The 26,437-nt window shown below is 41.2% G+C and carries 23 protein-coding genes and 1 pseudogene; 12 read left to right on the forward strand and 12 right to left on the reverse strand.

Annotated features, from left to right (window positions below):
- Positions 1–159 precede the first annotated feature (159 nt).
- A complete protein-coding gene (gene gloA / locus I6F41_RS06635) occupies positions 160–687 on the forward strand; it encodes a lactoylglutathione lyase (RefSeq protein ID WP_197107968.1) in 528 nt (175 codons plus the stop codon).
- A gap of 82 nt (positions 688–769) precedes the next feature.
- Here the strand turns inward: gloA and I6F41_RS06640 are convergent, their stop codons facing one another.
- From I6F41_RS06640 to bioB, 8 genes and pseudogenes are all read right to left on the reverse strand, one after another.
- Positions 770–1,048 (reverse strand): flavoprotein, encoded by a 279-nt coding sequence (locus tag I6F41_RS06640; RefSeq protein ID WP_197107969.1) that lies wholly within the window; start codon positions 1,046–1,048, stop codon positions 770–772.
- 226 nt (positions 1,049–1,274) lie between these two features.
- A pseudogene (locus tag I6F41_RS06645) lies at positions 1,275–1,631 on the reverse strand (NADPH-dependent FMN reductase); the annotation flags it as partial.
- Between the two features lie 49 nt (positions 1,632–1,680).
- Positions 1,681–2,133 carry a DUF302 domain-containing protein gene (locus I6F41_RS06650; RefSeq protein WP_197107970.1) on the reverse strand — a complete coding sequence of 151 codons (453 nt, stop codon included), beginning with the start codon at positions 2,131–2,133 and terminating at the stop codon, positions 1,681–1,683.
- Between the two features lie 116 nt (positions 2,134–2,249).
- Positions 2,250–3,119, reverse strand: a complete 870-nt coding sequence (htpX, locus tag I6F41_RS06655; RefSeq protein ID WP_089368331.1) for a protease HtpX — start codon at positions 3,117–3,119, stop codon at positions 2,250–2,252.
- A 154-nt stretch (positions 3,120–3,273) separates the two neighbouring features.
- Complete coding sequence (gene bioD / locus I6F41_RS06660; RefSeq protein ID WP_197107971.1) at positions 3,274–3,957, reverse strand: dethiobiotin synthase; 684 nt, start codon at positions 3,955–3,957, stop codon at positions 3,274–3,276.
- 37 nt (positions 3,958–3,994) lie between these two features.
- Positions 3,995–4,891, reverse strand: a complete 897-nt coding sequence (locus I6F41_RS06665) for a methyltransferase domain-containing protein (RefSeq protein ID WP_197107973.1) — start codon at positions 4,889–4,891, stop codon at positions 3,995–3,997.
- Positions 4,888–6,039 (reverse strand): aminotransferase class I/II-fold pyridoxal phosphate-dependent enzyme, encoded by a 1,152-nt coding sequence (locus I6F41_RS06670; RefSeq protein WP_197107975.1) that lies wholly within the window; start codon positions 6,037–6,039, stop codon positions 4,888–4,890. Before I6F41_RS06670 ends, I6F41_RS06665 begins: the two co-directional genes overlap by 4 nt.
- A gap of 58 nt (positions 6,040–6,097) precedes the next feature.
- Positions 6,098–7,138 (reverse strand): biotin synthase BioB, encoded by a 1,041-nt coding sequence (gene bioB, locus I6F41_RS06675; protein WP_197107977.1) that lies wholly within the window; start codon positions 7,136–7,138, stop codon positions 6,098–6,100.
- A gap of 100 nt (positions 7,139–7,238) precedes the next feature.
- Here bioB and bioA point away from each other — a divergent pair, with 100 nt between their 5' ends.
- The 5 genes from bioA to I6F41_RS06700 all read left to right on the forward strand — a co-directional run bounded on the left by bioA (position 7,239) and on the right by I6F41_RS06700 (position 13,082).
- On the forward strand, positions 7,239–8,540 hold the full coding sequence (gene bioA, locus I6F41_RS06680; RefSeq protein WP_197107979.1) for an adenosylmethionine--8-amino-7-oxononanoate transaminase: 1,302 nt from the start codon (positions 7,239–7,241) through the stop codon (positions 8,538–8,540).
- Positions 8,541–8,695: 155 nt separating this feature from the next.
- A complete protein-coding gene (locus tag I6F41_RS06685; protein ID WP_011328289.1) occupies positions 8,696–9,508 on the forward strand; it encodes a hypothetical protein in 813 nt (270 codons plus the stop codon).
- Positions 9,509–10,549, forward strand: a complete 1,041-nt coding sequence (locus I6F41_RS06690; RefSeq protein WP_011328290.1) for an extracellular solute-binding protein — start codon at positions 9,509–9,511, stop codon at positions 10,547–10,549.
- Complete coding sequence (locus I6F41_RS06695) at positions 10,549–12,048, forward strand: ABC transporter permease (protein ID WP_011328291.1); 1,500 nt, start codon at positions 10,549–10,551, stop codon at positions 12,046–12,048. Before I6F41_RS06690 ends, I6F41_RS06695 begins: the two co-directional genes overlap by 1 nt.
- Before the next feature lie 14 nt (positions 12,049–12,062).
- Positions 12,063–13,082: an ABC transporter ATP-binding protein gene (locus I6F41_RS06700; RefSeq protein WP_089368337.1), complete on the forward strand. Its 1,020-nt coding sequence runs from the start codon at positions 12,063–12,065 to the stop codon at positions 13,080–13,082.
- A 55-nt stretch (positions 13,083–13,137) separates the two neighbouring features.
- Here I6F41_RS06700 and I6F41_RS06705 read toward each other — a convergent pair whose 3' ends face one another.
- Positions 13,138–13,572 carry an ATP-binding protein gene (locus I6F41_RS06705; protein WP_011328293.1) on the reverse strand — a complete coding sequence of 145 codons (435 nt, stop codon included), beginning with the start codon at positions 13,570–13,572 and terminating at the stop codon, positions 13,138–13,140.
- A 304-nt stretch (positions 13,573–13,876) separates the two neighbouring features.
- On the opposite strand from I6F41_RS06705, the gene asnS reads away from it, so the two are divergent.
- Complete coding sequence (asnS, locus tag I6F41_RS06710; RefSeq protein ID WP_011328294.1) at positions 13,877–15,274, forward strand: asparagine--tRNA ligase; 1,398 nt, start codon at positions 13,877–13,879, stop codon at positions 15,272–15,274.
- Positions 15,275–15,566: 292 nt separating this feature from the next.
- Here asnS and I6F41_RS06715 read toward each other — a convergent pair whose 3' ends face one another.
- On the reverse strand, positions 15,567–16,493 hold the full coding sequence (locus tag I6F41_RS06715) for an electron transfer flavoprotein subunit alpha/FixB family protein (RefSeq protein ID WP_182683480.1): 927 nt from the start codon (positions 16,491–16,493) through the stop codon (positions 15,567–15,569).
- Complete coding sequence (locus I6F41_RS06720; RefSeq protein ID WP_011328296.1) at positions 16,494–17,243, reverse strand: electron transfer flavoprotein subunit beta/FixA family protein; 750 nt, start codon at positions 17,241–17,243, stop codon at positions 16,494–16,496.
- Between the two features lie 219 nt (positions 17,244–17,462).
- Between I6F41_RS06720 and I6F41_RS06725 the strand changes: the two genes are divergently transcribed.
- The 5 genes from I6F41_RS06725 (at position 17,463) to I6F41_RS06745 (ending at position 23,254) form a co-directional block, all read left to right on the forward strand.
- Positions 17,463–19,109 carry an electron transfer flavoprotein-ubiquinone oxidoreductase gene (locus tag I6F41_RS06725; RefSeq protein WP_182683479.1) on the forward strand — a complete coding sequence of 549 codons (1,647 nt, stop codon included), beginning with the start codon at positions 17,463–17,465 and terminating at the stop codon, positions 19,107–19,109.
- Positions 19,110–19,230: 121 nt separating this feature from the next.
- Positions 19,231–19,695 carry an acyl-CoA thioesterase gene (locus tag I6F41_RS06730; protein WP_011328298.1) on the forward strand — a complete coding sequence of 155 codons (465 nt, stop codon included), beginning with the start codon at positions 19,231–19,233 and terminating at the stop codon, positions 19,693–19,695.
- Between the two features lie 261 nt (positions 19,696–19,956).
- The gene (locus tag I6F41_RS06735; RefSeq protein ID WP_011328299.1) at positions 19,957–20,526 is read left to right on the forward strand and encodes an outer membrane beta-barrel protein; all 570 of its coding nucleotides are present in this window, start codon (positions 19,957–19,959) and stop codon (positions 20,524–20,526) included.
- A 204-nt stretch (positions 20,527–20,730) separates the two neighbouring features.
- Positions 20,731–21,435 (forward strand): tRNA (N6-threonylcarbamoyladenosine(37)-N6)-methyltransferase TrmO, encoded by a 705-nt coding sequence (gene tsaA / locus I6F41_RS06740; RefSeq protein ID WP_041454438.1) that lies wholly within the window; start codon positions 20,731–20,733, stop codon positions 21,433–21,435.
- A gap of 94 nt (positions 21,436–21,529) precedes the next feature.
- Positions 21,530–23,254 (forward strand): proline--tRNA ligase, encoded by a 1,725-nt coding sequence (locus I6F41_RS06745; protein WP_089368340.1) that lies wholly within the window; start codon positions 21,530–21,532, stop codon positions 23,252–23,254.
- A gap of 121 nt (positions 23,255–23,375) precedes the next feature.
- Here the strand turns inward: I6F41_RS06745 and I6F41_RS06750 are convergent, their stop codons facing one another.
- Positions 23,376–26,435, reverse strand: a complete 3,060-nt coding sequence (locus tag I6F41_RS06750; protein WP_197107980.1) for an ATP-binding protein — start codon at positions 26,433–26,435, stop codon at positions 23,376–23,378.
- Positions 26,436–26,437 lie beyond the last annotated feature (2 nt).

The following is a 26,437-nucleotide window of genomic DNA, read 5'->3' on the forward strand; positions in this document are numbered from 1 at the left end:
ATTGCTTGGCGGTATTTTAATTAACTAATTATTGAATAGTGATTGAATAACGAATGAATTACATAGGGTGGTTTTAATTTGCGGTGCTGTTGATTATGATGGCGCTAGAAATACTTAATAAGTCTGTTGTGCTTTAAATTTTTTAGTAAGGATCATCTTATGTCTAGCTATAACGAATCTCCAGAGCAAGTTACTAAAGCGACCGAAGATTATGTAATGCAGCAAACTATGCTGCGAATTAAAGACCCAAAACCGTCATTAGCATTTTATGAAAACGTATTAGGTATGAAGTTGTTGGGCAAATATGACTTTCCTGGTATGAAGTTTACCCTGTACTTTTTAGGTTACGAGCAACAACTGCCTGAGGGCGATGATAAAACCAAAGCTGAATGGGTGTTTCGCCGCCCTGCACTAATTGAGCTTACCCATAATTGGGGCACAGAAAACGACGATAGCTTTGCAGGCTATGTAAGTGGTAACGAAGAGCCTAAAGGCTTTGGCCATATTGGTATTAGCGTACCCGATGTATACGCCGCGTGCGAACGTTTTGCAAAATACGATGTAGAGTTTGTAAAAAAACCAGACGATGGCTCGATGAAAGGTTTGGCGTTTATTAAAGACCCCGATGGTTATTGGATAGAAATACTCTCGGCCGAGGGCATTACCGAAATTATTATGTCTCAGTAATAGCTAGGCCGTATGTTTAAAGTTACAAAGCCAGCAGCTAAGCTGGCTTTATTGTTTGTAGGCGTTGTTAATTAAACTTAGTTTATTTAGGAGCGTTTCGCTGTGAAGGATCTTTAGTAAAGCTGCTTAATACTTCAGTTGGATTTTGAGTTAGCTTTTGCTGTTGAGCAGCCTCTGCCCACCAGGCTAATTGGGTAAATGTACGTGAGAAGTAATTAAACCAAGTGTCTTGTTCACTTTGATCATTGAACGAGCCATTTTCAGTCATTACCTCTTGCGCTTTTGGTACATGGATCATTGCTGATACGGGTAAGCAGCCTAATTCACTTAAAAAGTTACGCATACCCATAGCGGCGCGCATACCACCCCATTGCCCAGCGGAATGGATAACCTAAACTCTGGATAATAAATCTATCTCAAGCAGCTACTTTCTGCGCTAACTGCGTTGAATTCACTTGCAATAGGCCAGCTATTGACGCGTAAATTCGCCTTGTTTTCACTAAAAGTCTCTGGCTAGAGAAAATAAATTTAAATATAACAATGATTCAATACGTTAGTAAATCTCTTAACCAGAGTTTAGGTTAAGCAACAATAGCGCTGGGTTTGTACGAAAACAGTGAGCTGCCAAAATGATTTAATAAGTTGGCCAGTGCTGGGCTCATAGAATGGTTGTACTCTGGGCTGACCATAATGTAGCCATCGGCTGCGGCAATTTTATCGGCTAGGGTATTTAGCTGCTCCGGAGCTTTACTTTTGGGATAAGCAAAGTGTGGTTTAAATACTGGTTCGAGCGGGTAATCTAGCGCGTCGATTAGCTCTATTTCGTGTGTACTAAATTGGCTTTGCAAACACGCTATACATGCTTGGGCTACGCGCTCGCCAAGCCTTGCTGGTTTAGGTGGTGTGCTATTGCGTACTGTGCCTAAAAATACTAAAAACTTCATGTATATTCCCTCGTTGTTTAAATTACTTTTTTAGGATTGGTAATTAAGCTCAGGGCTGTATAGCCTGTGCAGCAAGATCTGCAAGTACATTGGCAAGCTTTGTAGCAACAGCGCATTGCCCTGCACCATGGCGCTTAACTAAATAGCTAGGATCGTTGTAGCTCAACCATACTTTTGCATTGGCGTCTTGCCAAACAAGTGCTTTAAGCGGTAAATCAATCCCCATTGTTTGCGCGCACTGCATTAAAGGAGTACCGCCTTGTGGATTACCAAATATAATAACTTCGGTATAGCCAAGCTGCTGCCCTACTTTTTTAGCCCCTGCGGCGTGATCAATACGTGCAAAAATTGTCAGTCCTTTATTTTTAGCCAGTAGCTCAAACTTATTCATAGTGGCTTTGGCGCTTTGCTGGCTTTGTAGTGTTATTAGGCCGTTTGTTGCTTTAGCCGGAAAAAACACAAAAAGTAACGCAAATACAAAAGTGGTGCTTAATAGTTTCATGTATAAACTCTGGTTTGGTTAAACATATGAGCAACCAACTTAGCATGTAATTTAGCCACAAAAAAGCCAGCGGTTAAGCTGGCTTGGTATATATGCAATAACTTTGCGCTAAAACATTATTTACGCAGTGCGTCTATACGGGCGTCAAGCGGTGGGTGCGACGAAAACAACTCAGCCATGCCTTTACCACTGGCAATACCAAACGCCATCATTGAGCCTTCTAGTTGCGAAGGATGATTTTGCTTTAATCGCTCAAGGGCTGAACGCATTTTGTCTGCGCCTACTAGTTTGGCAGCGCCGCTGTCGGCAGCAAACTCACGTTGGCGGCTGTAATAAGCCACTATAACGCTGGCTAAAATGCCAAAAATTACTTGAAACAACATATCGAACAGGAAGTAGGTCCAGCTGTTGCCGCCCTCTTGTTCATCGTTGTTACTGTTTATAAAGTTATCTACTATGCCTGCTAGCACTTTAGCGGCAAATATAACAAAGGTGTTTACCACGCCTTGTATAAGTGTAAGCGTTACCATGTCGCCATTAGCAATATGCGATACTTCGTGGGCCAATACGGCTTCGGCTTGATCTTGGCTCATGCTGTGTAATAAACCTGTGCTTACTGCCACTAGTGAGTTGTTTTTACTTGGGCCGGTGGCAAATGCGTTCATTTCTGGGCTGTCGTAAATGGCCACTTCTGGCATTTTAATGCCGGCTTTTTGCGCTTGTGCTGCAACCGTAGTTACTAGCCAATGTTCGGTTTCGTTACGTGGTTGGGTAATAACATGTGCGCCGGTTGATTTTTTAGCCATCCATTTCGACATAAATAACGAAATAAACGAGCCACCAAAACCAAACACAGTAGCAATCATTAGCATACCGCCTAAGCTACGGTTGCTTAGTCCAAATACACTCATCACTATTGAAAGCACTACACCTAATACCAACATAACCGCGAGGTTTGTTAGTAAAAATAAAAAAACACGTTTCATACTTGTCCTCAAAAAATAATATCGATTGCGGTACTATTAATATGTTTAGTGCGTTTGGCACTAAATTGATTAAAAGCAATCACTGCGTTATGACGCAGTATGTCACAACGTTAGCGCTATTCTGTGACAAACTATGTCGTAAAACAAGTGTTTTTTATGTGTTTAGTGCGAAATTTTCTAGCAGTGTTTTATATATTTGTAATTTAGGGGTTTGCTCACTGTATGGGCTTATTGCCAGTATAGGAAAGGGTAAACGTAATTTAAGTGAATCAAGATTAGCTTGGTACTCGTCTATGTTTGGATCAACCTGATTAGCAATCCAGCCAATGCAGTTTATACCCATGCTTTGCATATGTGCAGCAGTAAGTAGCGCATGGTTTAAGCAGCCTAACTTCATACCTACTACTAATATTACCGGCAGTTGCTCTGTTTTAACCCAATTGTATAAATAATCTGTGTTGCTTATAGGCAGCGCCCAGCCACCAGCACCTTCGGTAAGTATATAATCGGCACCTTGCTGTTTTACGTTTTTATACGCGCTGCTTAGCTTATCTGCAGTAATAGTAACCCCTGCTTGCTCGGCGGCTATGTGCGGGGCAATAGCAGGTGCAAAGGCAAACGGATTAATTATATCGTACTTGGCACTTACCGTTGCGCTTTCCATTAATATTAGTGCATCGGCATTTACTAGCTGATCAAACGCCATTTCGCAGCCAGACGCGAGCGGTTTAAAACCAATTGCTTGCTTTTTATGTTGGGCAAGTAGCTTTAGTAATAAACTGGTAACGTGGGTTTTTCCGGCGTCGGTGTCGGTGCCGGTAATAAAAAATTCTTTCATGGCGTTATTTACCTTTGCTGTTTTATTTAACTGGTTTTTATTTAACTGTTTTTTTGCAAAGTGCTAATAGCATAACGTGATACGACACGTGCGCTTTATTATTTTTAAGCGGATATGCGCTGCATACCTGCTGCAAAGCGTGCTTAGTTAACAAGCCTCTGCGCGTATTACTGTGATTTTGCGCTGTAGCACCTATGGCCTTAATAGAGCGAATGGCATTTAATGGCGATGTAAACTCATCGCTATACAGGGCTTTTTGTATTGTATTAATAGTAAACCCAGATTTTTGGACTGATTGGTTTATATACTGTTCGCTATTAAAGGTATTTATATGGCTGTTGTTATCAAGTGCGCTAAATGCGGTTTTTATCTCGTTAAGTGAGCCTTCAATAACGCAGCTAATATAGGCTTGCCCGCCTGGTTTGAGCGCAGTATAAAGCGATTTTAATAATTGAGCAAAATCGGCCGACCATTGCACTGCAAAGTTACTGTAAATAATATCAATACTATTGGCTTGCAGCGGTAGATTATCCATATCGGCGCATAGCCGTGGCGTATTTAGTGCGCTGCTTTGTAGCATGTTTAAACTAAGATCCATGGCAATAACGCTGCCAAATAATGTTTGCAAAGTATGTGTATTAACTAATGGCCCTGCGCCTAAGTCGATACACAGTTTGGCTTTATTACTGCTATTTGCATTCGCTTTTATAAGTTTAAATAAATCATCTGCGGCTTGTTTTTGCACATTAGCATGGTGGTTATAACTGCTGGCTGCTTTTGAAAATTTACTCTGCGCCCCTTTTTTAAGGCTACAGCTTGGTAATAATATAGGCCCTGCTGATAATGATTGTATATTTAACGGCTGCCTATTTGGCTCTGTATTTAATGGCTGTGTAGTTATAGAAGCAGCATTTAAAAGTGTTTGAGCAATCATACTAATGCACCTACTAAGCTATTAACTAAATGGTTAATGTCGTGCTTTGTATGCGCTGCGCTGAGTGTAATTCGCAAACGTGCGGTGTTATGAGCAACGGTTGGCGGGCGAATAGCAGTAAGCCAAACACCGTATTCTTTAAGTTTACTAGCCACGTTTAAGGTGTGCTCGGCGCAGCCTAAAACAATGGGCTGAATAGCGGTACTTGACTCCATTACGCCAATATTATGTTGTTTAGCAAGTTGCTTAAAGTAGCTAATATTTGCGTTTAATTTAGCGCGTTTATCATCTGCGGTTTTAATCGCTTTAATACGTGCAAGAGTAAGCCCTGCAATAAGCGGCGACATAGCCGTGGAATAAGTGTAATCGCGATTAAATTGCAGCATGTAATCAATAAAATGTTTACTGCCTAATACACACGCGCCGCTACTGGCTACCGCTTTGCCAAAAGTAATAACCAGTAACTCAGGTAGTTGCTCGGTATTAAGCGCCTCGCAGCTGCCTAATCCGGTTTTACCTAATACGCCAAAACCATGAGCATCGTCTATCATTAGCCAAGCATTGTGCTGTTTGGCTAACGCCAGTAGCTCGCTAAGTGGCGCTTTGTCGCCATCCATCGAAAATACACCTTCGCTTATAATTAGCTTATGCTGCGCTGTTGATTTTTCTAAGCGGGCGCGTAAATGGTTCATGTCGTTATGATTAAAACGGATTAAAGCGGCGTTTGCATGCAGTGCGCCGTCTATTAGGCTGGCATGATTAAGCTTATCTTGAAAAACAGCACTGTGCTGCGCTACGGTTTTATCTTGAAACAGCGCTTTTATTACACTGCTATTAGCACTAAAGCCCGAGCTAAACAGCATGGCGGCTTCGTAACCTAACTGTGCGCATAAATACTGCTCTAGTGCGTGTTGCTGAACTTGATAACCGGTAACTAACGCTGAGCTGTGACTCCCTAATGCCGGTAATTCATTTAAAGCAATTGCGTTATCGCCAAAGCCTAAGTAGTCGTTACTGGCAAAATTAAGATAGGTTTTGTTATTAATAGTAATTTTGCGCGCCGTAGCATGCTGTACTTGGTGGCGTTTACGCAGTAGCGCATCGTGCAAGCGAGCTTGCAGATGCGTATTTATAAATTCAAATGACATTTGGCTGTGTTTACCTAGGCTTAGTTATAGCTTAGTTATTACTTAGTTATAATTATGGTTATGCTTCGTAAAATAACTTAGACGTTGCTTTGTCGGCCACTTGCGATGAAAGCGACGCGGCTACGGCTTCATCTGAATAGTCGTGACGAGTTTCTGGGTTCATCCCTAACTTTTTAATTAAGGCCATATCGGCATCGGCGTCTGGGTTTTCGGTGGTAAGCAGTTTGTCGCCATAAAATATAGAGTTAGCACCTGCAAAAAAGCACATTGACTGCATTTGCTCGTTCATGGCGTTGCGCCCTGCCGACAAACGCACATAGCTGTGCGGCATCATAATGCGCGCGGTTGCAATTGTGCGTATAAACTCAAAATGATCTAAGTCATCTACGTTTTCAAGCGGTGTGCCTTTAACTTTAACCAGCATATTAATGGGTACGCTTTCTGGTTGTTGATCTAAGTTGGCCAGTTGCATTAATAAGCCATAGCGATCGGCTGCTTGCTCGCCCATACCTACAATACCGCCCGAACATACTTTCATACCCGCGTCGCGTACATTGCCTATGGTATCTAGGCGGTCTTGAAAAGTTCGGGTAGATATAATTTGCTCGTAATACTCAGGCGAGGTGTCAAGGTTATGGTTGTAGTAGTCAAGCCCAGCATTACGTAGTTCGTGGGCTTTTTCGTTATTAAGCATGCCTAGGGTCATACAGGTTTCTAGGCCAAGTTCTTTTACTTCTTTAACCATTTTCGAAATATACGGCATGTCTCTGTCTTTTGGATCTGACCACGCGGCACCCATACAAAAACGAGTTGCGCCTTTTTGTTTGGCTAAACGCGCTTGTTCTACTACTTTTTCTACTTCTATTAGGCGTTCGCGTTCTAAATCAGTTCGGTAATGCCCAGACTGCGGGCAATATTTACAATCTTCTGGGCAGGCACCGGTTTTAATCGATAATAAAGTAGAAATTTGCACTTCATTTGGGTTGAAATTAGCACGATGAACCGATGCTGCTTTAAATAGTAAATCGTTAAATGGCATTTCAAATATTGCTTTAACTTCACTGTGGGTCCAGTTGTGACGAACAGGTGCAAGTTCCATAATTTTCTACTCTCTTTATTTTTTTCATAACGGTGATATTGGCTTAGTCTACTTCTTGAAGTACCATTGTCAACGAACCCAAGCCCACTTAAGTTTACATATGATTAAAAAGAACACGATTGACCTGAATTTTGATCGCCAGCATATTTGGCACCCTTATACCTCTATGACCAAACCTATAATGGTTTACCCTGTTACCCACGCAAATCATAATATTATTGAGCTTGAAACAGGCGAGCAACTCATTGATGGCATGGCCTCATGGTGGAGCGCTATACATGGCTATAACCACCCAGTTTTAAATAACGCCATGATTGAGCAAATTAACTCTATGAGCCACATTATGTTTGGCGGATTTACCCATAAACCCGCTGTAGAGCTGTGTAAAAAGCTAGTAAGCATTACCCCTGCTAGCTTAACTAAGGTATTTTTAGCCGATAGCGGCTCGGTAAGTGTTGAAGTAGCTATAAAAATGGCGCTGCAGTATTGGCTTAGCCAAGGCATTTCTAACAAACAAAAATTAATGACTCCCTACAAGGGCTATCATGGCGATACCTTTGCGGCTATGAGTGTATGCGATCCAGTTAATTCAATGCACAGTTTGTACAGCAGCTTTTTACCCGAGCATATTTTTGTACCAGCCCCGGTAAGCCAATTTAATAGTGAGTTTAACCAAGCTGAGGCAACCGAGCTTGAAGCGTATTTTAAAGCGCACCACCAGAGCGTAGCGGCATTTATTATTGAGCCAATTGTACAAAATGCTGGTGGCATGAACTTTTATCACCCTGAGTACTTAGCCTGCGTACGCAAGTTATGCACGCAATATAAGGTGTTACTTATATGCGACGAAATAGCCACTGGCTTTGGCCGTACCGGTAAATTATTTGCCGTAGAGCATGCTAATATTCAGCCCGATATAATGTGTATAGGCAAAGCACTTACTGGCGGCGCTATGACCCTATCGGCCACTCTTACCAGTGACAAAATAGCCACAGGTATAAGCGAAGGCGAAGCCGGTGTATTAATGCACGGCCCTACTTTTATGGGCAATCCGCTTGCCTGCGCTGTGGCCTGTGCCAGTATAGATTTACTGCTTGAGAAAAACTGGCAGCAGCGCATTGCCAATCTAAACAGCCAACTGCAGCAACTCAATAAATGCAAAGAGCTTGATGACGTAGCCGATGTACGTACTTTAGGCGCTATTGGGGTGGTAGAGCTAACAGCGGAAGCAGGCAATGTTGATGTGGCTAAAATTCAGGCTTATTTTGTAGCACAAGGTGTATGGATACGCCCCTTTGGTAAACTTATTTATTTAATGCCGCCATATATTTCAGACCAGAGCAGCATAAAAACCCTTTGTGATGCCATTTATAACGCCATTAAAGGCAAGCATTACGCTTAAACTTACCGCTAAATTAAAGTTTTAGGGTTAAAAGTTGTACACACTTTGCCCTAATAAACAAACAGCCCCTTAACTCACCTTTAGAGTATTGATCTCAGTGATCTTTACCTATATGATAATACCTATCATTTACAGTTACCTTTTCGGACTCTTTTATGAACTTATTATTTAAACCAGCTAAAGCGTTAGGCGTAAGCCTGTTATTAGCCTCTGCTTTTATAACGCAACCGGTACTTGCAAACGGCCCTATTGGCGAGCATGTTAATCATCTTCAGGCTAATCTTAAAAGTTACGCCGAAGAAGTAGAGTGGATGGTTGGCAAAGTCGATACTATGGTAAGCGACTACGATACCAAAGGTGCTAAAGCGGTAAAAACAGATGACCTTATTGAATATTGGGAATCGGTTAAATTTCACAGCGCCATAGAAACCAATTTTGTACCTGTTTACGCTTCTATTTGGCAAGGTATTTACGGCGTAAAAATGGCTATCGAAAACAAACAGCCTGCAGCTGAAGTTCGTAAACAACAACAAGCTATGAACAATGCCCTATGGCAAGGCCTTGGCGCTGTTAAATTAGCGGCAAAATTTCAGCAACAGGGTTTATTAGCAAATGTAACAACAACTGCAACCAAAGAAATGACCCAAAGTGCCACTATCGACGAAATTAAGCACCGACTCGATCGTGTTGTTGCAAAATTTGCTGAGCGTTTAAACGACGAAGCCACCGAAATTGTACACGACACTTACCTACACTTATTTGAAGGCGTAGAAGGCACACTAATAGCGCAAGACGCTAACTTAGTTGAAGTGTTAGAGAAAGACTTTAACGTAACACTGCCACTTGCTATTTCTAGCAACAAAAGCGTAGACGAAGTACGTAATGTAATAAGCGACATGCAAACAAAATTAGATCGCGCTAAAACGCTGATCGAAAAAGCCGAAAAAACACGTAAGGATGTATTTTAAGTGAAGCGTAGGACCTTTATACAAGGCCTGGTTGCGCTTGGGGCTGTGGGTGCATTACCACTGCCTCTTGCTCGCGCACTAGCGGCCAATATAGCAAACCCTGTGTCTGTAGATAGCTTACCTAAACTAGAGGGTGAGCTTACGCTTTATTTAGGGCGTGGTGAAGGTGGCTTATACGAAAACGTATTACAAGCTATCGAGAAGAAAAATCCAAACCTTAAACTCGGTATACGCCGAGGCCCAACTGCTGCATTAGCAAATACCATAGTAGCTGAAGCAAAAGCAGGCGTTCGCCGTGCTGACTTATTTTGGGCGGTTGACTCAGGCGCGATTGGTTTAGTTACCGATGCTGGCCTTGCACAGCCAATACCAAGTGATTTATCGGCTCAGTTACAACCGCAATTTAGATATAAAGAATGGACGCCGGTAACCGGCCGTATTCGTACCTTGCCATACAACACGTCGCGTTTAACTAAAGAGCAAATTCCCACCAGCATTATGGAAATTGCCGACAGCGATTTAAGTATTGGTTGGGCCCCTGCTTATGCATCGTTCCAGTCGTTTGTAACTGCAATGCGAATTTTAGAAGGTGATGACAAAACCGCTAAGTGGCTTAAAAAAATTAAAAAGCGCTCTAAAACCTATGCCGGTGAATTAGGTGTAGTTATGGGCGTTGAGCGCGGTGAAGTTGATATTGGCTTTGCCAATCACTATTACACACTTAGGTTAAAGTCGGGCAAGCCCGATGCTAAGTTAGATTTAGCTTTTACCCAAAACGATGCAGGCTGTTTGGTCAATGCCTCAGGGGTGTTAGCTTTAAGTGACGATCCGTTAGCAACTAATTTTATGCGTTATTTACTAAGCACCGAAGTGCAAAGCTATTTAGCCAGTGAAGCTTACGAAATCCCACTTGTTAATGGTATTAGTGTGCCACAGGGCATACCGTCTTTATCGAGTATTTCGCCGCCTAAAATTGATTTAACTCAGCTCGCCGATTTACGCCCCACTATCGATTTAATGCGCAGTAGCGGCGTACTGTAATGCGACTACCTGCATCCTACCCAATGGCGCTGCTTGCAGCGCTCATTACGCTTACCCCTATTTATGTGTTAATTACCCTTGCCAGCGACACAAGCTCAGTATTTGACAGCCATAACCTCGACATTTTAGCTAATACCTTATCGTTAATGGCGTTAACTGTATTGGGTTCTATTTTAATTGGCGTGCCACTGGCGTTTATTAGCGCTTATGTACATTTGCCATTTAAAAAATTATGGCTGGTTATATTTGCAGCTCCCTTAGCTATACCTAGTTATATAGGGGCGTTTACACTTTATGCAGCTTTTGGCCCTGGGGGGGAAATAAATAACCTGCTTGGCATTCCAACGCCCTCAATGGACGGCCTTAGCGGCGCAGCCATAGTAATGACCTTGTACACATTTCCGTTTGTAATGATGACCACCCGCTCGTCCTTACTCAGCCTTGATGCCAGTATGGTAAACGCTGCACGTACACTGGGTATGTCGATGACACAAAGTGTATTTAAAGTAATATTACCCCGCGTAGTTAATGGTATTGCCGCGGGATCTTTGCTTGTTGCACTTTATACTTTATCTGACTTTGGTACACCGGCAATGATGCGCTTAGATACCTTTACCCGAGTTATTTATGTGGAATACAACGCCTTTGCTTTGGGCCGTGCGGCTATGCTCTCGTTGCAATTAATGGTTATTGTTGGCTTTTTATTAATGATTGAATCACAAATAAAAACCGCCACTGAACGCCAAGGCAGACCACTTATTTTATTCCCTAAAAAGTGGCAGTTAAGCGCTATGTTTATAACGTTTGCGCCTATTTTGTTATTAGCAATTGGCTTGCCTTTGGCTATATTTTCGTTGTGGCTGGCACGGGATGGTTTTAGCGGCTTTGATTTTAGTATTGCTTGGAACTCAACATATGCCTCAGCAATTGCTGCTGTAGTAGCTGTAATTGTGGCCATTCCGGTTGCTCATGCGGCTCTTAGCGGTAAAGCAGGTAAAGTAATGGAGCGCGTAACTTACTTTGGCTTTGGTATTCCGGGCATCGTAATGGGCACAGCGCTTGTTTATGGCGGCTTGCAACTGCCCTTTTTGTATCAAACATTAGGGTTGCTTATTATTGCTTATACGCTGCGCTTTTTACCCCTTGCTGTAGGCTCAGTACGTACCAGCACCGAACACTTAGATCCAAGCTTGGTAAAATCGGCCCGGGTACTTGGTGCCAGCCCACGCGAAGCATTTATGCGTATAACACTGCCCTTAACTATGCGCGGTATTATTGCCGGTGCAGCATTAGTGTTTTTAGAGTCGATGCGTGAACTAGAGGCCACCTTATTACTTGGCCCTACGGGGTTTGAAACCCTCTCTACTTATTTGTGGCGTGTATACGAAGCCGGCTATTTTGGCCGCGCTGCTATTCCGGGGTTATTATTAGTGGTGATTTCTGCGTGCGCGTTAGCTATTATGCTCACTGGCGAAAAACGCAACCAGCTCGAACATTAAGGATTTAATAACAAATGCTATCTGTAAGTCAGTTGTCTATAGATTATGGCAGTAACCGTGTAGTAAGCGATTTAAACCTATCATTAGGTAATAACGAAATTCTTATGCTTGTAGGCCCTACTGGCTGCGGTAAAAGTACTATTTTGCAGGCATTAGCCGGCCTTATACCTATAAGCGAAGGCGAAATAAACAGTGGTAAATGGCGGGCAACGCCTAAAATTACTGTGCCTGCGGAAAAACGCAGTGTAGGTATGGTGTTTCAAGATTTTGCTTTATTTCCGCATTTAACCGTGCAGCAAAATATTTTTTTTAGGTTAAAAGACACCAGCCCAGGCGAGCATTGGATAAAGTTACTTGGCCTTGATGAGTTTAGAAATAAAAAACCAGCAACGCTTTCAGGCGGACAAAAGCAACGCGTAGCACTTGCGCGCACCCTTGCCCACCAGCCCGACTTTGTATTATTAGATGAGCCGCTTTCTAACTTAGACGCCGCACTAAAAGACATGCTGCGCTGGGATATTCGCAACGCGCTTAAAGCGGCGGGCGTACCTGCAATTTGGGTAACGCACGACCAAGAAGAAGCATTGTCGGTAGGCGATCGTGTGGGTGTACTGCAAGGCGGTAAAATTCAGCAAATTGATACACCAGAGCGCTGTTTTAGTATGCCTAACAATCGATTTGTGGCACGCTTTTTAGGGGAAGCCAGCTTTATAAGCGGCCAATTTAGCCAAGGCCAAGCAACCACAAGTATTGGTAATGCCCCTGCCCACGGTGTTGATTGCGATAGTGGCGATGTAGATGTGCTGCTGCGCCCCGATGATGTATTACTAGTGCAAAGTAGTGTGGGTAATAATGGCGAAGTTATTTGGGTGCGCTTTGAAGGTGGCAGCCGCTTATGTGCTATAAAGCTTGCCTGCGGAACTGTAGTAACCAGCCGCGTTAGCCATGAAATAGTGGTAAACCCCGGCGATGCTGTACATGTATCTTTAAGTACCTCACACCCGTTAGCGGTTTATAAACAACTCGCGCAATAATAAAGTATACAACACTAAAAAGCCCATTAACATGGGCTTTTTTAATCTGTATAAATTACCATTCAAACATATAGGCCATTTTACTAATAGTTTTAAGTGGAATGTTATGGCTGTTACGCTTGGCATATAAATGCTGCATAGATTTGTCTTTTACTTCGCCCACAATCACTTCTTTTACTTGATAACCCAAAGCAACTGCCGCTTGTGCATAGGCAATAAATTCCCATTTTTTAATATTGGTGTTATCTACAATCACCAACGGGATATTTTGTGCTAAAGCGTTAATAAAGCGCGCTAAATTTAAATTATGGTATTGCGGCAATTTAAACTTATCAAATTGGTATTCACCTTGATCATTAATAAAATAATCATCGGTTGAACAAATAACATATTGGCTTTCGTCTGCACCGGCGAGTTCATCGGCAAGATTTTGCGCATAATAAGACTTACCGCTTCCTGGTAGTCCTCGTAAAATAAAAACTTGTTTCATAGCATCCATTTTTTAGTATGTAATGGTAAAACGATTAATATAAAAATATCTGAATGTTCATAATGCCACAAAATGGGTAAACATAAGAGCAACAAATAACAATACTCACATTTAGGCCTTAAAACTGTATAAAAATAAAGCGCATTTATAAAAATTTTTAAAGAGTTGCCCACAATAGTTTTTTTATCTTACTTTACTAGGTAAGATACAGGGTTCAAGTGCAGCGCCGTTTAAGAGCAATTTTGCCAGCGTGTGGTGCGTAGTTAAATTATATAGTTAGGCAACTTATATCATTGGAGTGAAGATGAGCCATTTAGCGATTTCAGAGCTATTAAAAGGCAAGGTATCGGTAGACAGCCAAGTTACAGTAAAAGGCTGGATCCGTACTCGCCGCGATTCAAAAGCAGGAATTTCATTTTTAGCCGTTCATGACGGTTCGTGTTTTGATCCTATTCAAGCGGTAGTTCCTAATTCACTTAATAATTATGATGAAGTCACTAGCCTAACAGCCGGTTGTTCTGTGTCGGTTACCGGTGTTTTAGTGCAATCTGCTGGCCAAGGTCAGTCTTATGAGATTCAAGCTAACTCGGTTACTGTATTAGGTTGGGTAGAAAACCCAGATTCGTACCCTATGGCTGCAAAGCGTCATAGTATTGAGTACTTACGTGAGCACGCTCACCTTCGCCCTCGTACTAACATGATTGGTGCCGTAACCCGTGTACGTAACTGTTTAGCTCAAGCTATTCATCGCTTTTACCATGAGCAAGGTTTTTTATGGATAAGCACCCCTATTATCACAGCAAGTGACTGTGAAGGCGCAGGTGAAATGTTCCGTGTATCAACGCTTGATATGCAAAACTTACCGCTTACCGATAAAGGCGAAGTAGATTACAGCGAAGATTTTTTTGGTAAAGAAGCATTTCTTACTGTATCTGGCCAGTTAAATGGTGAAACTTACGCGTCGGCAATGTCAAAAATTTATACGTTTGGCCCAACCTTCCGCGCAGAAAACTCAAATACTTCGCGCCACCTTGCCGAGTTTTGGATGGTAGAACCTGAATTAGCATTTGCTGATTTAGAAGATATTGCAAAACTAGCAGAGCAGATGTTGAAGTATGTGTTTAAAGCCGTACTAGAAGAGCGACGCGATGACATGGAATTTTTTGCACAACGTGTAGAAAAAACAGCCATTACTCGCCTTGAAGAATTTGTAGAAAAAGACTTTGCACAAGTTGATTACACCGAAGCGGTAGAAATATTAAAAGCCTGTGGTAAAAAGTTTGAGTACGCTGTTGAATGGGGCGTAGATTTACAGTCTGAACACGAGCGTTACTTAGCAGAAGAACACTTTAAAGCACCGGTTGTTATTAAAAACTACCCACGCGATATTAAAGCGTTTTACATGCGCCAAAACGAAGACGGTAAAACCGTTGCCGCAATGGACATAGTAGCGCCAGGTATTGGTGAGATCATTGGTGGCTCACAACGTGAAGAGCGCCTAGATATTCTCGATGCTCGTTTAGACGAAATGGGCTTAAACAAAGACGACTACAGCTGGTACCGCGATTTACGTAAATACGGTACTGTGCCGCACTCAGGCTTTGGCTTAGGTTTTGAGCGTTTAGTTGCTTATGTTACCGGTATGGGCAACGTACGTGACGTTATCGCCTTCCCTCGTACTAAAGGCAGCGCAACGTACTAATACGTTAACGCTTACTGTGTACCATAGTAAAAACCAGCCGATGGCTGGTTTTTTTATGCCTAAGTAACCTGAGCTCCGGATAAAAAACGTATCTCAAGCAGCTATTTTCAGCGCTAACTGCGTTGAATTTTCTTGCAATAGGCCAGTCAGGTTAAGTGAATAAGTATCTTAGGTTTATTAAGTTTATTAGGTTTATTAGGCACAATCAAAAGCCGCAGCATCATAAAATGATATTGCGGCTTTTAATTTATCACTATAACTATAAATACAAATATAATTTTTAGTTATTAACTTATAGAGCTTGCTCTAGCTGTGGTAAAACATCAAACAGATCGGCAACTAAACCGTAGTCTGCAACCTGAAAAATAGGTGCGTCTGGGTCTTTATTAATTGCGACAATTACTTTTGAGTCTTTCATACCGGCTAGATGCTGAATTGCACCACTAATACCCACTGCAATGTACAAGTTTGGCGCTACAATTTTACCTGTTTGCCCTACTTGCATGTCATTTGGTACAAAGCCTGCATCAACTGCTGCGCGCGAAGCACCAATAGCAGCGCCTAACTTGTCGGCTATTCCGTGTAATAAACTAAAGTTTTCGCCATTTTGCATACCACGACCACCTGAGATAACCACAGTAGCTGCGGTTAATTCTGGGCGCTCTGATTTAGTTTGCTCATCGCTTACAAAGCTGCTTAGCGCAGAATCGGATACCGTATTAACTGCCGTTATTGGCGCGCTTGCTTGCTGTGTTTGTAAGTCGAAGCTACTAGCACGTACAGTGATAACTTTTTTGCTATCGAGTGACTTAACCGTGGCAATTGCGTTGCCCGCATAAATAGGACGCTTAAATGTTTCTGCGTCAACAACGTCAATAATTTCTGAAATTTGTGCAACATCAAGCAAGGCTGCAACGCGTGGCATAAAGTTTTTACCTGTAGTGGTAGCACTTACCACTATGTGGCTATAAGAATCAGCAAGCGATAGCACTAAATCTGCCATACTTTCAGCTAATTGGTGTGCATATACTGCGTTATCTGCTACCAGTACACTGGCTACGCCATTAATAAGCGCAACTTCTTCGCTTAGTACACCTAGGTTTTCGCCCGCAATAAGCACATCAATAGGAAAACCAAGTTTTGCTGCTGCGTTAATTGTTTTTGAGGTTTCTGGTTTTAATACACCGTTATCGTGTTCTGCTATTACAAGTGTTTTCATTTAGATTACCTTCGCCTCTGTTTTTAATTTTTCTACAAGTTGCGCCACGTCCTCAACTATAATACCGGCAGTACGTTTAGCTGGCTCTTCAACGCTAATTAATTGCACACGGGCCGTTAAATCAACACCCAAAGTATCGGCTGCAATAACCTCAAGCGGTTTACGTTTCGCTTTCATTATATTTGGCAGCGACGCATAACGTGGCTCATTTAAACGTAAATCGGTAGTTACAATAGCCGGTAAATTAAGCGCTACTGTTTGTAAGCCGCCGTCAACTTCACGGGTAACATTAACTTTTCCATCAACCACTTCAACTTTTGAAGCAAACGTACCTTGGCCACGTTTGGTTAATGCAGCTAGCATTTGGCCGGTTTGGTTATTGTCTGAATCAATTGATTGCTTACCTAAAATAACTAATTCTGGTGCTTCTTGTTCTACAATTTTTGCAAGTAATTTAGCAATGTGCAGCGACTCTAACTTTTCATCGGTTTCGATGTGAATGGCTTTGTCGGCGCCTAGGGCTAATGCCGTACGTAACTGTTCTTGCGAGGCTTTTGGGCCAATTGTTACGGCAATAACTTCGCTTGCTGTACCCGCTTCTTTTAAGCGAATCGCTTCTTCAATTGCAATTTCGCAAAATGGGTTCATCGCCATTTTTACGTTGGTTAAATCAACGTCTGTTTTGTCTGACTTAACTCGCGCTTTTACGTTGTAATCTATAACTCTTTTTATTGGTACGAGAACTTTCATATGGACTCCATCGTTATTTAAACCTACAAGCTGACGTGCACGTCAACCTATTTATTTTATGAAATCAGACTACTGTCTATTGACGTAAACATCAACCTAAAATAACCTTTAAACATTCACAACCCATAACTTTTTATTAGCATCTATCAAATGGGTTATGTATTTCATTAACGTGTAGTTAAATATAGGGTACGTTAACCATTCGAATAAGAGGTATTTATGATCACCCGGGAAACCATGGAATTTGATGTAGTTGTTGTAGGTGCAGGCCCAGCGGGTCTTGCATGTGCAATAAAACTGGCACAACAAGCGCAAAATAAACAACAAGAATGCATGATCTGTGTCGTTGAAAAAGGTTCAGAAGTGGGTGCTCATATACTCTCTGGTGCCGTGTTTGAAACCAAAGCGCTGGATGAATTACTGCCAAATTGGCAAGAGCTCAACGCCCCTGTAACCACCAAAGTAGCAAAGGATGAAATTTACTGGTTTAACAACGAACAAAAAGCCACCGCTATTCCGCACTTTGCCACACCAAAAACCTTTCATAATGATGGCAATTATATTGTCTCTATGGGGAATGTTTGTCGCTGGTTAGCTGAGCAAGCAGAAGCACTGGGAGTCGAGATTTTTCCTGGGTTTAGTGCGCATTCGCTTATTATTGAAGACGACACAGTAAAAGGCATTATTACTGGCGATATGGGCCTTGATAAAGACGGCAACGAAAAAGATGGTTACATGCCTGGCATGGAGCTACGCGCTAAATACACCGTATTTGCCGAAGGTTGTCGTGGTCATTTGGGCAAACAACTCATTAATGAATTTGCCCTCGATGATGAGTCATCACCGCAGCACTATGGCTTAGGCTTAAAAGAAATTTGGCAAATTGATGAAAGTAAGCATCAATTAGGCACAGTAGTGCACGGTACAGGCTGGCCATTACAAGGCGATACTAACGGCGGCGCATTTATGTACCACTGTGAAAACAACCAAGTTGTGGTAGGACTGATTGTTGATCTCAACTACTCAAACCCGCATTTAAGCCCGTTTGATGAGTTTCAGCGCATGAAACACCATCCTGTGTTTAAAAATGTATTAGCAGGCGGCGAACGTGTTGCTTATGGTGCTCGTGCTATTGCTAAAGGCGGTTTGCACTCATTACCAAAAATGCATTTTCCTGGTGGGTTATTGGTAGGCTGCGATGCAGGTACGCTTAACTTTGCAAAAATTAAAGGTAATCATACTGCAATGAAGTCGGGTATGGTGGCAGCTGAAGTTATTTTTAAAGCATTAGAAAATGAGCAAGCAAATACCAACTTAAGCGAGTTTAAAGACGCGTTTGAGCAATCTTGGGCTTATAAAGAATTGCAGCAATCACGTAACTTTGGCCCTGTTATGCACAAGTTAGGTAAGTTTGTTGGTGGCGCATATAACACCCTAGATCAAAATATTTTTAATGGTTGCTTGCCATTTACCTTTAAAGACAACACCCCAGATCACGATACTTTAGTTGATGCGGCGGATGCCGATAAAATAGTGTATCCAAAACCCGATGGTAAACTCAGTTTTGATAAGTTGTCGTCGGTATTTTTATCAAATACTAACCACGAAGAGTCACAGCCGTGTCATTTGCAATTAAAAGATCCGAGTATTCCAATTGCAGTAAACTTAGTTAAATTTGATGAACCAGCGCAGCGCTATTGCCCTGCTGGGGTTTATGAAATTCAAGAAATTGCTGGCACTAAAGAGTTTGTGATTAACTCGCAAAACTGCGTGCATTGTAAAACCTGCGATATTAAAGATCCGAGCCAAAATATTACTTGGGTAACTCCGGAGGGGACTGGCGGGCCAAATTATCCTAATATGTAGTTATTATTGTTAATAAAAAGTAGGTTTTTACATATAAATTATAAACCTACACTAATTTGCAGGGGCTTGTGCCCCTGTTTTGCGCTATGCTTACCCTAGTTTTTATAAAAGAGAATTAGTTATGCCGTCGTCAAAAGTTGTTTTTCGTTTTTTAGCAGAGCCTACTGATGTAAATTTTGGTGGTAAAGTGCATGGTGGAGCCGTCATGAAGTGGATTGACCAAGCTGGCTATGCATGTGCTGCAGGCTGGAGTGGCCATTACTGTGTTACCGTATCTGTTGCTGGGGTTAAGTTTAGACGCCCTATTTTAGTAGGCCAAATTGTTGAAGTGGAAGCTAAAATAGCCCATACCGGTAAAACCAGTATGCAAATATTTATTCAAGTGCGTTGTGGCGACCCTAAAACACAAAATATGGTTGAAACCAACCACTGTGTAATTAGCTTTATTGCTATGGATGAAACCGGTTACCCAGTAGCTGTGCCTTCTTTTAAAGCGATTACCGAAGAAGATTTAAAATTAGAAAACTACGCTATAAAAATGAAAGAAATTGCAATAGAGACGGAAAACTTACTGCATAAGGTATAAGTAACTAAAGTGTGCCTGTAAAAACCTCACACTTTTTGTAAAACATGCAATTGAGCTTAGAAAGTAACAACTAATAAAAGTTCACTGCTGTACACGTATCATACAAATGGCCATAAAAACCAATACTAAAGTAGGTTTTTATGGCCGTTTTTTTATGTTTTTAATAATTGGCATGCTCACTGCACCTACCTTGATGACGTTTGATTTAATTACATCTTATTTTTTCAAGCATTTGATTTTTATTATTAAAGGAGCTAATTCATGATTAAAACACTTTCTCTTTCTACACTTGCTTTAGTAACACTGGGTTTTAATACTGCAGCTAAGGCTGATATTGCTGATTTCGATTCTCCACGTATCTACACGGGTGTTGGTTACGGTCAATATTCTTTTGAATTTGAAGACAGTGACAAAGACACTGACTTTGACGACGATGCACAAATGCTAAAAGGTTACGTTGGCGCACAATTTAACGAGTATTTAAGCTTAGAGCTTGCTTATCAAAACTTTGATGAAGTAAGTGATGTGGACAGCAAAGCTGAAATTGATGGCGTATCGCTTGCCGCACGCTTGGGCTACCCTATTACAGAGAGTTTTTCTGTGTATGCAAAAGGCGGTTGGCTTGAGTGGGATGCAGAATACACACAAGATTTACCAGTAGGTTCTGTTTCAGCTTCTACAGATGGTGGTGATGCGTTTTACGGTGCAGGTATTGAATATGCACTTACAACAAACGTTCAATTTCGTTTAGAGTATGAACGCTATAAACTTGATGACGATATTGACCCAGATATGGATGTAGCGTCTGTATCAGTGCAGTACATGTTTTAATTAAACCCTAAAACGTGTGTAAAAGGTAAGCTTAGGCTTACCTTTTTTGTTTTGAGTGGTTTAAACGCACATGCATATAAACCACTTAGTCTAATCAATACCTTTTAGACTAGGCTTCTATGAGTAATAAACTCACTTACAAGTAATGCCATAAACGCTAAATATGGGTAGAATAGCGCTCTATTTCATTTGCACCCGAGTACTATGAGCGATTATACCATTTCGGCTATTGGCCACATTCAATCTCCTTATAAACAAAAGTTTGCTATACCTAGGCAACCTCGTTTAGTGCCAGAAGCTAAAGCAAAGCTTATTTTTGCGCCTGACTTTAATCGTGAAGAATTTGTACGCGGGCTCGATGAGTTTAGCCATATTTGGCTGCTATTTCGTTTTCATGAAACAGCCGACAAAGGCTATTCAGCTATGGTGCGCCCGCCTCGTTTAGGTGGTAATGCGCGCAAAGGCGTGTTTGCCACGCGAGCCACTTTTAGGCCTAACGCCATTGGTATGAGCGCGGTAAAACTAGAAGGTATAGAGTATAAAAATGGCCAACTGAGCTTATTACTCGCCGGAATAGATTTACTCGATGGCACACCAATAATCGATATAAAGCCTTACTTACCCTATTCTGACTCTATGCCAGAGGCCAGTGCGGGGTTTGCCGACACCCGCCCAGAAACCCACATGAGCGTTGAATTTACACCTGAAGTACTAGATTTTATTGCGCAGCAAACGCAATATCCAGATTTACAGGCGTTTATAAGTAATGTGCTAAAGCAAGATCCTCGCCCTGCTTATAAAAAGCAAAAAGACGGACAGCAAAGCTACGGTATGACTTTGTATAACTATAATATTTGCTGGCAAGTTAATGAGTCGCATAATTTAGTTACTAGTATAGAAAATACCTAAATAATTTATCACTTAGCGCTTTAGTGTAAATGCAACCGCTGGTAGACTGAAGCCCTTACAATATGTACATAATTACTCTAATTTCGGAAACAACATGCGTACCAGTCAATATATACTCGCCACACTTAAAGAAACGCCTTCGGATGCTGAAATTGTATCGCATCAATTAATGCTTAGAGCCGGTATGATCCGTCGTGTCGCTTCGGGTTTATACACTTGGTTACCCACTGGGTTACGGGTACTTAGAAAAGTAGAAAATATCGTACGTGAAGAAATGAATAAAGCCAATGCGATTGAAATGCTGATGCCAGTAATTCAACCAGCAGATTTATGGGAAGAATCAGGTCGTTGGGATGAGTTTGGTCCTGAACTTATGCGTTTTACCGATCGTCATAATCGTACCTTTGCGCTTGGCCCAACTCACGAAGAAGTGATCACTGATTTTGTTCGTAAAGAAATTAGCAGCTATAAACAGCTACCAATTTCTTTATACCAAATACAAACTAAAGTGCGCGACGAACGTCGTCCGCGTTTTGGTGTAATGCGCGCCCGCGAATTTACAATGAAAGATGCCTATTCATTTCACTTAAGTGATGAGTGTTTAGATGCAACGTATCAAGTAATGCACAAAGCGTATTGTAATATTTTTGAGCGTTTAAACTTAGACTACCGCCCTGTTATTGCCGACACGGGTTCTATTGGTGGTAGCGTATCGCATGAGTTTCATGTACTTGCAGAATCTGGTGAAGACGCTATTGCATTTAGTGATGGCAGCGACTACGCAGCAAATATTGAAAAAGCAGAAGCACTTGCACCAAGCGAGCCACGTCCAGCTGCAACAAAAGAGCTTAAAGCGTTTCCAACGCCTGACGCTAAAACAATTAACGAGCTTAAAAAGCACTACGGTGTTAAACCACATCGCGGTGTTAAAACATTAATCGTTTACGCTACGCCTGATGAAAACGGGGTACGTGGTTTAGTTGCGCTAGTTTTACGCGGCGATCACGACCTTAACGAACTAAAAGCTGAAAAACACCCGTTAGTAGATTCTCCGCTTGAAATGGCAACAGAGGCAGACATTGTTGCTGCTATTGGTGCAAAACCTGGCTCATTAGGCCCGGTTGGCCTGTCTATGCCAATTATTGTTGATAGAAGCGCTAACATACTAGCTGACTTTGTTGCCGGCGCTAATAAAGACGACGAGCATTACAGCGGCATTAACTGGGATCGTGATGTAACTGATTATGAAGTTGCTGATATACGTAATATTGTAGAAGGCGATGCAAGCCCATGTGGCCAAGGCACTTTACAAATTAAACGTGGTATTGAAGTTGGCCATATTTTCCAACTTGGCACTAAATACTCACAAGCAATGAAGGCTGGCGTATTAAACGAATCAGGTAAAAACCAAATAATGACTATGGGTTGTTATGGTATTGGTGTGTCGCGTATTGTTGCTGCAGCAATCGAGCAAAACAACGACCAATACGGTATTATTTGGCCACAACCAATTGCACCGTTTGATTTAGCTATTGTGCCTATGAATATGCATAAGTCGCATCGCATTCCAGATATTGCTAACAACCTTTACCAAGGCTTAAAAGATGCTGGCCTTGATGTGTTATTTGATGACCGTAAAGAGCGCCCTGGCGTTATGTTTAACGACATGGAATTAATTGGCGTACCATTTACATTAGTTATTGGCGAGCGCAACCTTGATGAAAACAAAGTTGAACTTAAAAACCGCCGCACTGGTGAAAAGCTAATGATTGATATTGATACAGCAATCGATGCAATTAAAGCAGCTGTTAAAGGTTAAGCATAAAATACACTTAACTATAAATAAAAAAACCGCTTTAAAGCGGTTTTTTTATATTAAAATATAATTACTTCAGCTAAAAAAAGGTGACTTATTAAAAGCCGCCTATTTCGCTTTAGTGTTAACTCAACCACGTAATAAGCTTGTCTTTTAACGTTTGCGGCTTAATTGGTTTAGTAATGTAGTCGTTCATACCGGCCGTTAAACAACGCTCTCTGTCGCCTTCCATTGCACTTGCTGTCATCGCAATGATAGGCACATGAATATATTCTATTCCGGCTTTGGCGTTTCTAATTTCGCTGGTGGTATCGTAGCCGTTTAAATTAGGCATTTGGCAATCCATTAAAATAACGTTAAAAGGTTGCTGTTTATTACTCTTTAACGCCTCTAAAGCTTCAAGACCGTCAGATGCACAGGTGATTTTAACTTTAGTGTGCTTTAAAATCGCTTTAGCCACTTCTATGTTGATCATATTATCGTCAACTAAAAGTACATGATAAGCTGATAAGTCTGCATCTACAGGCTCTTCAATTAAGCTCTTTGGTGGGGTAATAACAAACTCACTACTGGCACCGAATAAACTCGCTAATTTGTAACTAAACTCATCTTGGGTAAGCGGTTTATTTAAAATATGTAGATGATCCGGAAATACTTTTTTCGATTGTTTGTTCATCACCATATCACGCAAAATTAGTACATATTTTTTATCGTACTGTTTGCAAAAGCTAATCAGGGCATTAACTTGTGGATGGTCGTCGTCAATAATTAATAAGTCCGCTTCAAACTCATCATGCTCACTAAAGTAATCTAACCTAACAATATTACTTTTATCTACTTTGCATGTTTGCAGTAATAAATCACACACATTGTTATACACATTATCGCGAGCAATTAATGCAGCAACATCAATACTGGTAGCAAGCTCAATACCGGTATTTAGCTTTTTCTGGGGTGCTACATGCAGCTCAACGGTTGCAGTAAAGGTGCTCCCTACCCCTTTTTCGCTTGTTAGCGATATATTACCACCCATTAATTGCGCTAGCTTTTTACAAATTGATAAACCCAAGCCGGTACCGCCAAAATGGCGTGTGGTACTTGAATCTTCTTGGGTAAACACTTCAAATAGTTTATCTATATTTTCAGCTGCTATGCCAATTCCAGTGTCTTTAACCGCAAAACTCATCTGTAATTTAGTATCGGTAATGTATTTAGAGCCTATGGTTAAGCTAACTTCACCTTTGTGAGTAAACTTAAAAGCATTATTAACCAAATTAATTAAAATTTGCTTAAGGCGATGGCTGTCACCTACTACCATACGATCAACAATATTGTGGGTGTGTAAAAATACTTCAAGTCCTTTGCGTTGCCCTTGTAGCGCTAATGAGTTAATCATATCGCTGCACACAGTAACAACATCAAAGCTGTGATTATCAATATCGAGCTTACCCGCTTCTATTTTTGAAAAATCTAAAATATCATTAATTAAATTCATTAAAGAATTAGCACTGCTATTTGCAAGTTTTAAATAATGATGCTGTTGCTCTGATAAGCCATCTTCTTTAAGCATTTCTAGCATGCCTAATACCCCGTTCATAGGGGTGCGTATTTCGTGAGAAATATTAGCTACAAAGTCACTTTTAGCTTGGCTTGCTGCTAATGCTTCATCTATTGCGCGTTCAAGCTCTCGGGTTCTTTGCGAAACTTTAAGCTCTAAAGTGGTATTAACTCCCTCAAGTTCAGCCTGAATATTTTTAAGCGAACTTATGTCTCTTAAAATAGCCGCAACTTGATAACGCTCATTAAACACATCATAAATACTGCTGAGGGTTATTGAGTAGTAGTATTTATTGCCCGAACTGTCGGTGTGCATGGCTTCAAAGGGCATTTTAGAGCCATTTTTAATGGTTTCTCTTATGCATTGCTCATCTTCTTTATTTAAAGTAAATAAAGAAATAAAATTTACGTTATCACTCTCTAGTATATCGCCAAACACTTGCTTAGCTGTGTTATTAAATTGCACCACTTTACCCGACTCTGAAATGCTAAAAATAGCATCTAAGGAGTTTTCTATTACTCTGTTATTTTGCTCTTTTAACGAGTGAATAAGTAACTTTCGGTTTATAAAGCGCTGATACAGCATGGTCATAACTAAAAACACACCAAAAAATACAGCTAATGTAGTAATAAAGCTTTGGCGTCTCTCGCTCACTTTTGCTAATAATGTTTGCGTATCTACACTCACAGCAAGCTCGAGTGGCAGCATGGCAATATCATTACCAAAATAAATACGCTTTTGCAGTGTGTATTGTTGTGGGTAGTTATTTAACGGCAGCGTTTTGTCTGCAGCCATATTTTGCGCGCCAACAGACTCTTGCTCCCAGGTTCTGCTTTTATTAAACTCAAACCCAAAGCGCAGCTCTGGGTTTGGATGATATAAAAACTCACCTTGGTTATTCATTAAATAAATTGCAGTGCCTTGCGGAGACTCAAAAGTGAGGCTTTTAAATAATTGTTCTGCATAATAATTCGTAACTAAAACCGCAGAAACCTGTTTGTTTTTGTCAAATACAGGTTTTGCTACCCGAAAGGTACTGATATAAGGCTGCTGAATCTTACCATTTTCACGGTTGTAATTTATTGGTGAAATATAAACAGTGTGCTCATCAAGCATACTGGTTTTAATAACGTAATCTCGTTGGCCTTTTTGTTGTAATTGCTCGCCTTCGAGTATGGTAATTTTGCCTTGCTCGGTCCGATCAACCCTTACGACTTCTTGCCCGCCTTCTGCTAGCATTATATAACGCGCTTGTAATATGCTTTCGTCGGTGCGCATAAAGCCAGAAAATATACTCGCTAAGCGATTTTTCCAAATGGCCATAGGCGTTGCAGATGCTGGATCTGACAATTGATTTTCACTAGCGCGTGATATTGCTTTTATAGGTGGGGTTGCATCTAAAAATCGAATGGCGTTAACGCTGTCGGTAAAGTGTTTTTTTAACGATAATGTTTTAGTTTCGAGTTCGCGTTTTAGCTCTATTTGCGCCGTGTGATAAATTTCACTTCTTACTTTTTGCTCAAATATATACATTGAAGGCAACGCAATGATCATAAAAATCATTACGGCAAAAAGTATTAGCTTATTACTTTTTGCAACTCTAGATAAAAAATTTCGTTTTAACATTT

The sequence above is a fragment of the Pseudoalteromonas sp. SCQQ13 genome (assembly GCF_015864415.1).
Classification (GTDB): domain Bacteria; phylum Pseudomonadota; class Gammaproteobacteria; order Enterobacterales; family Alteromonadaceae; genus Pseudoalteromonas; species Pseudoalteromonas nigrifaciens.

Coding starts and splice junctions, on each gene's coding strand:
- gloA (WP_197107968.1), top strand. CDS start 160: ATGTCTAGCTATAACGAATCTCCAGAGCAAGTTACTAAAGCGACCGAA.
- I6F41_RS06640 (WP_197107969.1), bottom strand. CDS start 1,048: ATGCGCGCCGCTATGGGTATGCGTAACTTTTTAAGTGAATTAGGCTGC.
- I6F41_RS06650 (WP_197107970.1), bottom strand. CDS start 2,133: ATGAAACTATTAAGCACCACTTTTGTATTTGCGTTACTTTTTGTGTTT.
- htpX (WP_089368331.1), bottom strand. CDS start 3,119: ATGAAACGTGTTTTTTTATTTTTACTAACAAACCTCGCGGTTATGTTG.
- bioD (WP_197107971.1), bottom strand. CDS start 3,957: ATGAAAGAATTTTTTATTACCGGCACCGACACCGACGCCGGAAAAACC.
- I6F41_RS06665 (WP_197107973.1), bottom strand. CDS start 4,891: ATGATTGCTCAAACACTTTTAAATGCTGCTTCTATAACTACACAGCCA.
- I6F41_RS06670 (WP_197107975.1), bottom strand. CDS start 6,039: ATGTCATTTGAATTTATAAATACGCATCTGCAAGCTCGCTTGCACGAT.
- bioB (WP_197107977.1), bottom strand. CDS start 7,138: ATGGAACTTGCACCTGTTCGTCACAACTGGACCCACAGTGAAGTTAAA.
- bioA (WP_197107979.1), top strand. CDS start 7,239: ATGATTAAAAAGAACACGATTGACCTGAATTTTGATCGCCAGCATATT.
- I6F41_RS06685 (WP_011328289.1), top strand. CDS start 8,696: ATGAACTTATTATTTAAACCAGCTAAAGCGTTAGGCGTAAGCCTGTTA.
- I6F41_RS06695 (WP_011328291.1), top strand. CDS start 10,549: ATGCGACTACCTGCATCCTACCCAATGGCGCTGCTTGCAGCGCTCATT.
- I6F41_RS06700 (WP_089368337.1), top strand. CDS start 12,063: ATGCTATCTGTAAGTCAGTTGTCTATAGATTATGGCAGTAACCGTGTA.
- I6F41_RS06705 (WP_011328293.1), bottom strand. CDS start 13,572: ATGAAACAAGTTTTTATTTTACGAGGACTACCAGGAAGCGGTAAGTCT.
- asnS (WP_011328294.1), top strand. CDS start 13,877: ATGAGCCATTTAGCGATTTCAGAGCTATTAAAAGGCAAGGTATCGGTA.
- I6F41_RS06715 (WP_182683480.1), bottom strand. CDS start 16,493: ATGAAAACACTTGTAATAGCAGAACACGATAACGGTGTATTAAAACCA.
- I6F41_RS06720 (WP_011328296.1), bottom strand. CDS start 17,243: ATGAAAGTTCTCGTACCAATAAAAAGAGTTATAGATTACAACGTAAAA.
- I6F41_RS06725 (WP_182683479.1), top strand. CDS start 17,463: ATGATCACCCGGGAAACCATGGAATTTGATGTAGTTGTTGTAGGTGCA.
- I6F41_RS06730 (WP_011328298.1), top strand. CDS start 19,231: ATGCCGTCGTCAAAAGTTGTTTTTCGTTTTTTAGCAGAGCCTACTGAT.
- I6F41_RS06735 (WP_011328299.1), top strand. CDS start 19,957: ATGATTAAAACACTTTCTCTTTCTACACTTGCTTTAGTAACACTGGGT.
- tsaA (WP_041454438.1), top strand. CDS start 20,731: ATGAGCGATTATACCATTTCGGCTATTGGCCACATTCAATCTCCTTAT.
- I6F41_RS06745 (WP_089368340.1), top strand. CDS start 21,530: ATGCGTACCAGTCAATATATACTCGCCACACTTAAAGAAACGCCTTCG.
- I6F41_RS06750 (WP_197107980.1), bottom strand. CDS start 26,435: ATGTTAAAACGAAATTTTTTATCTAGAGTTGCAAAAAGTAATAAGCTA.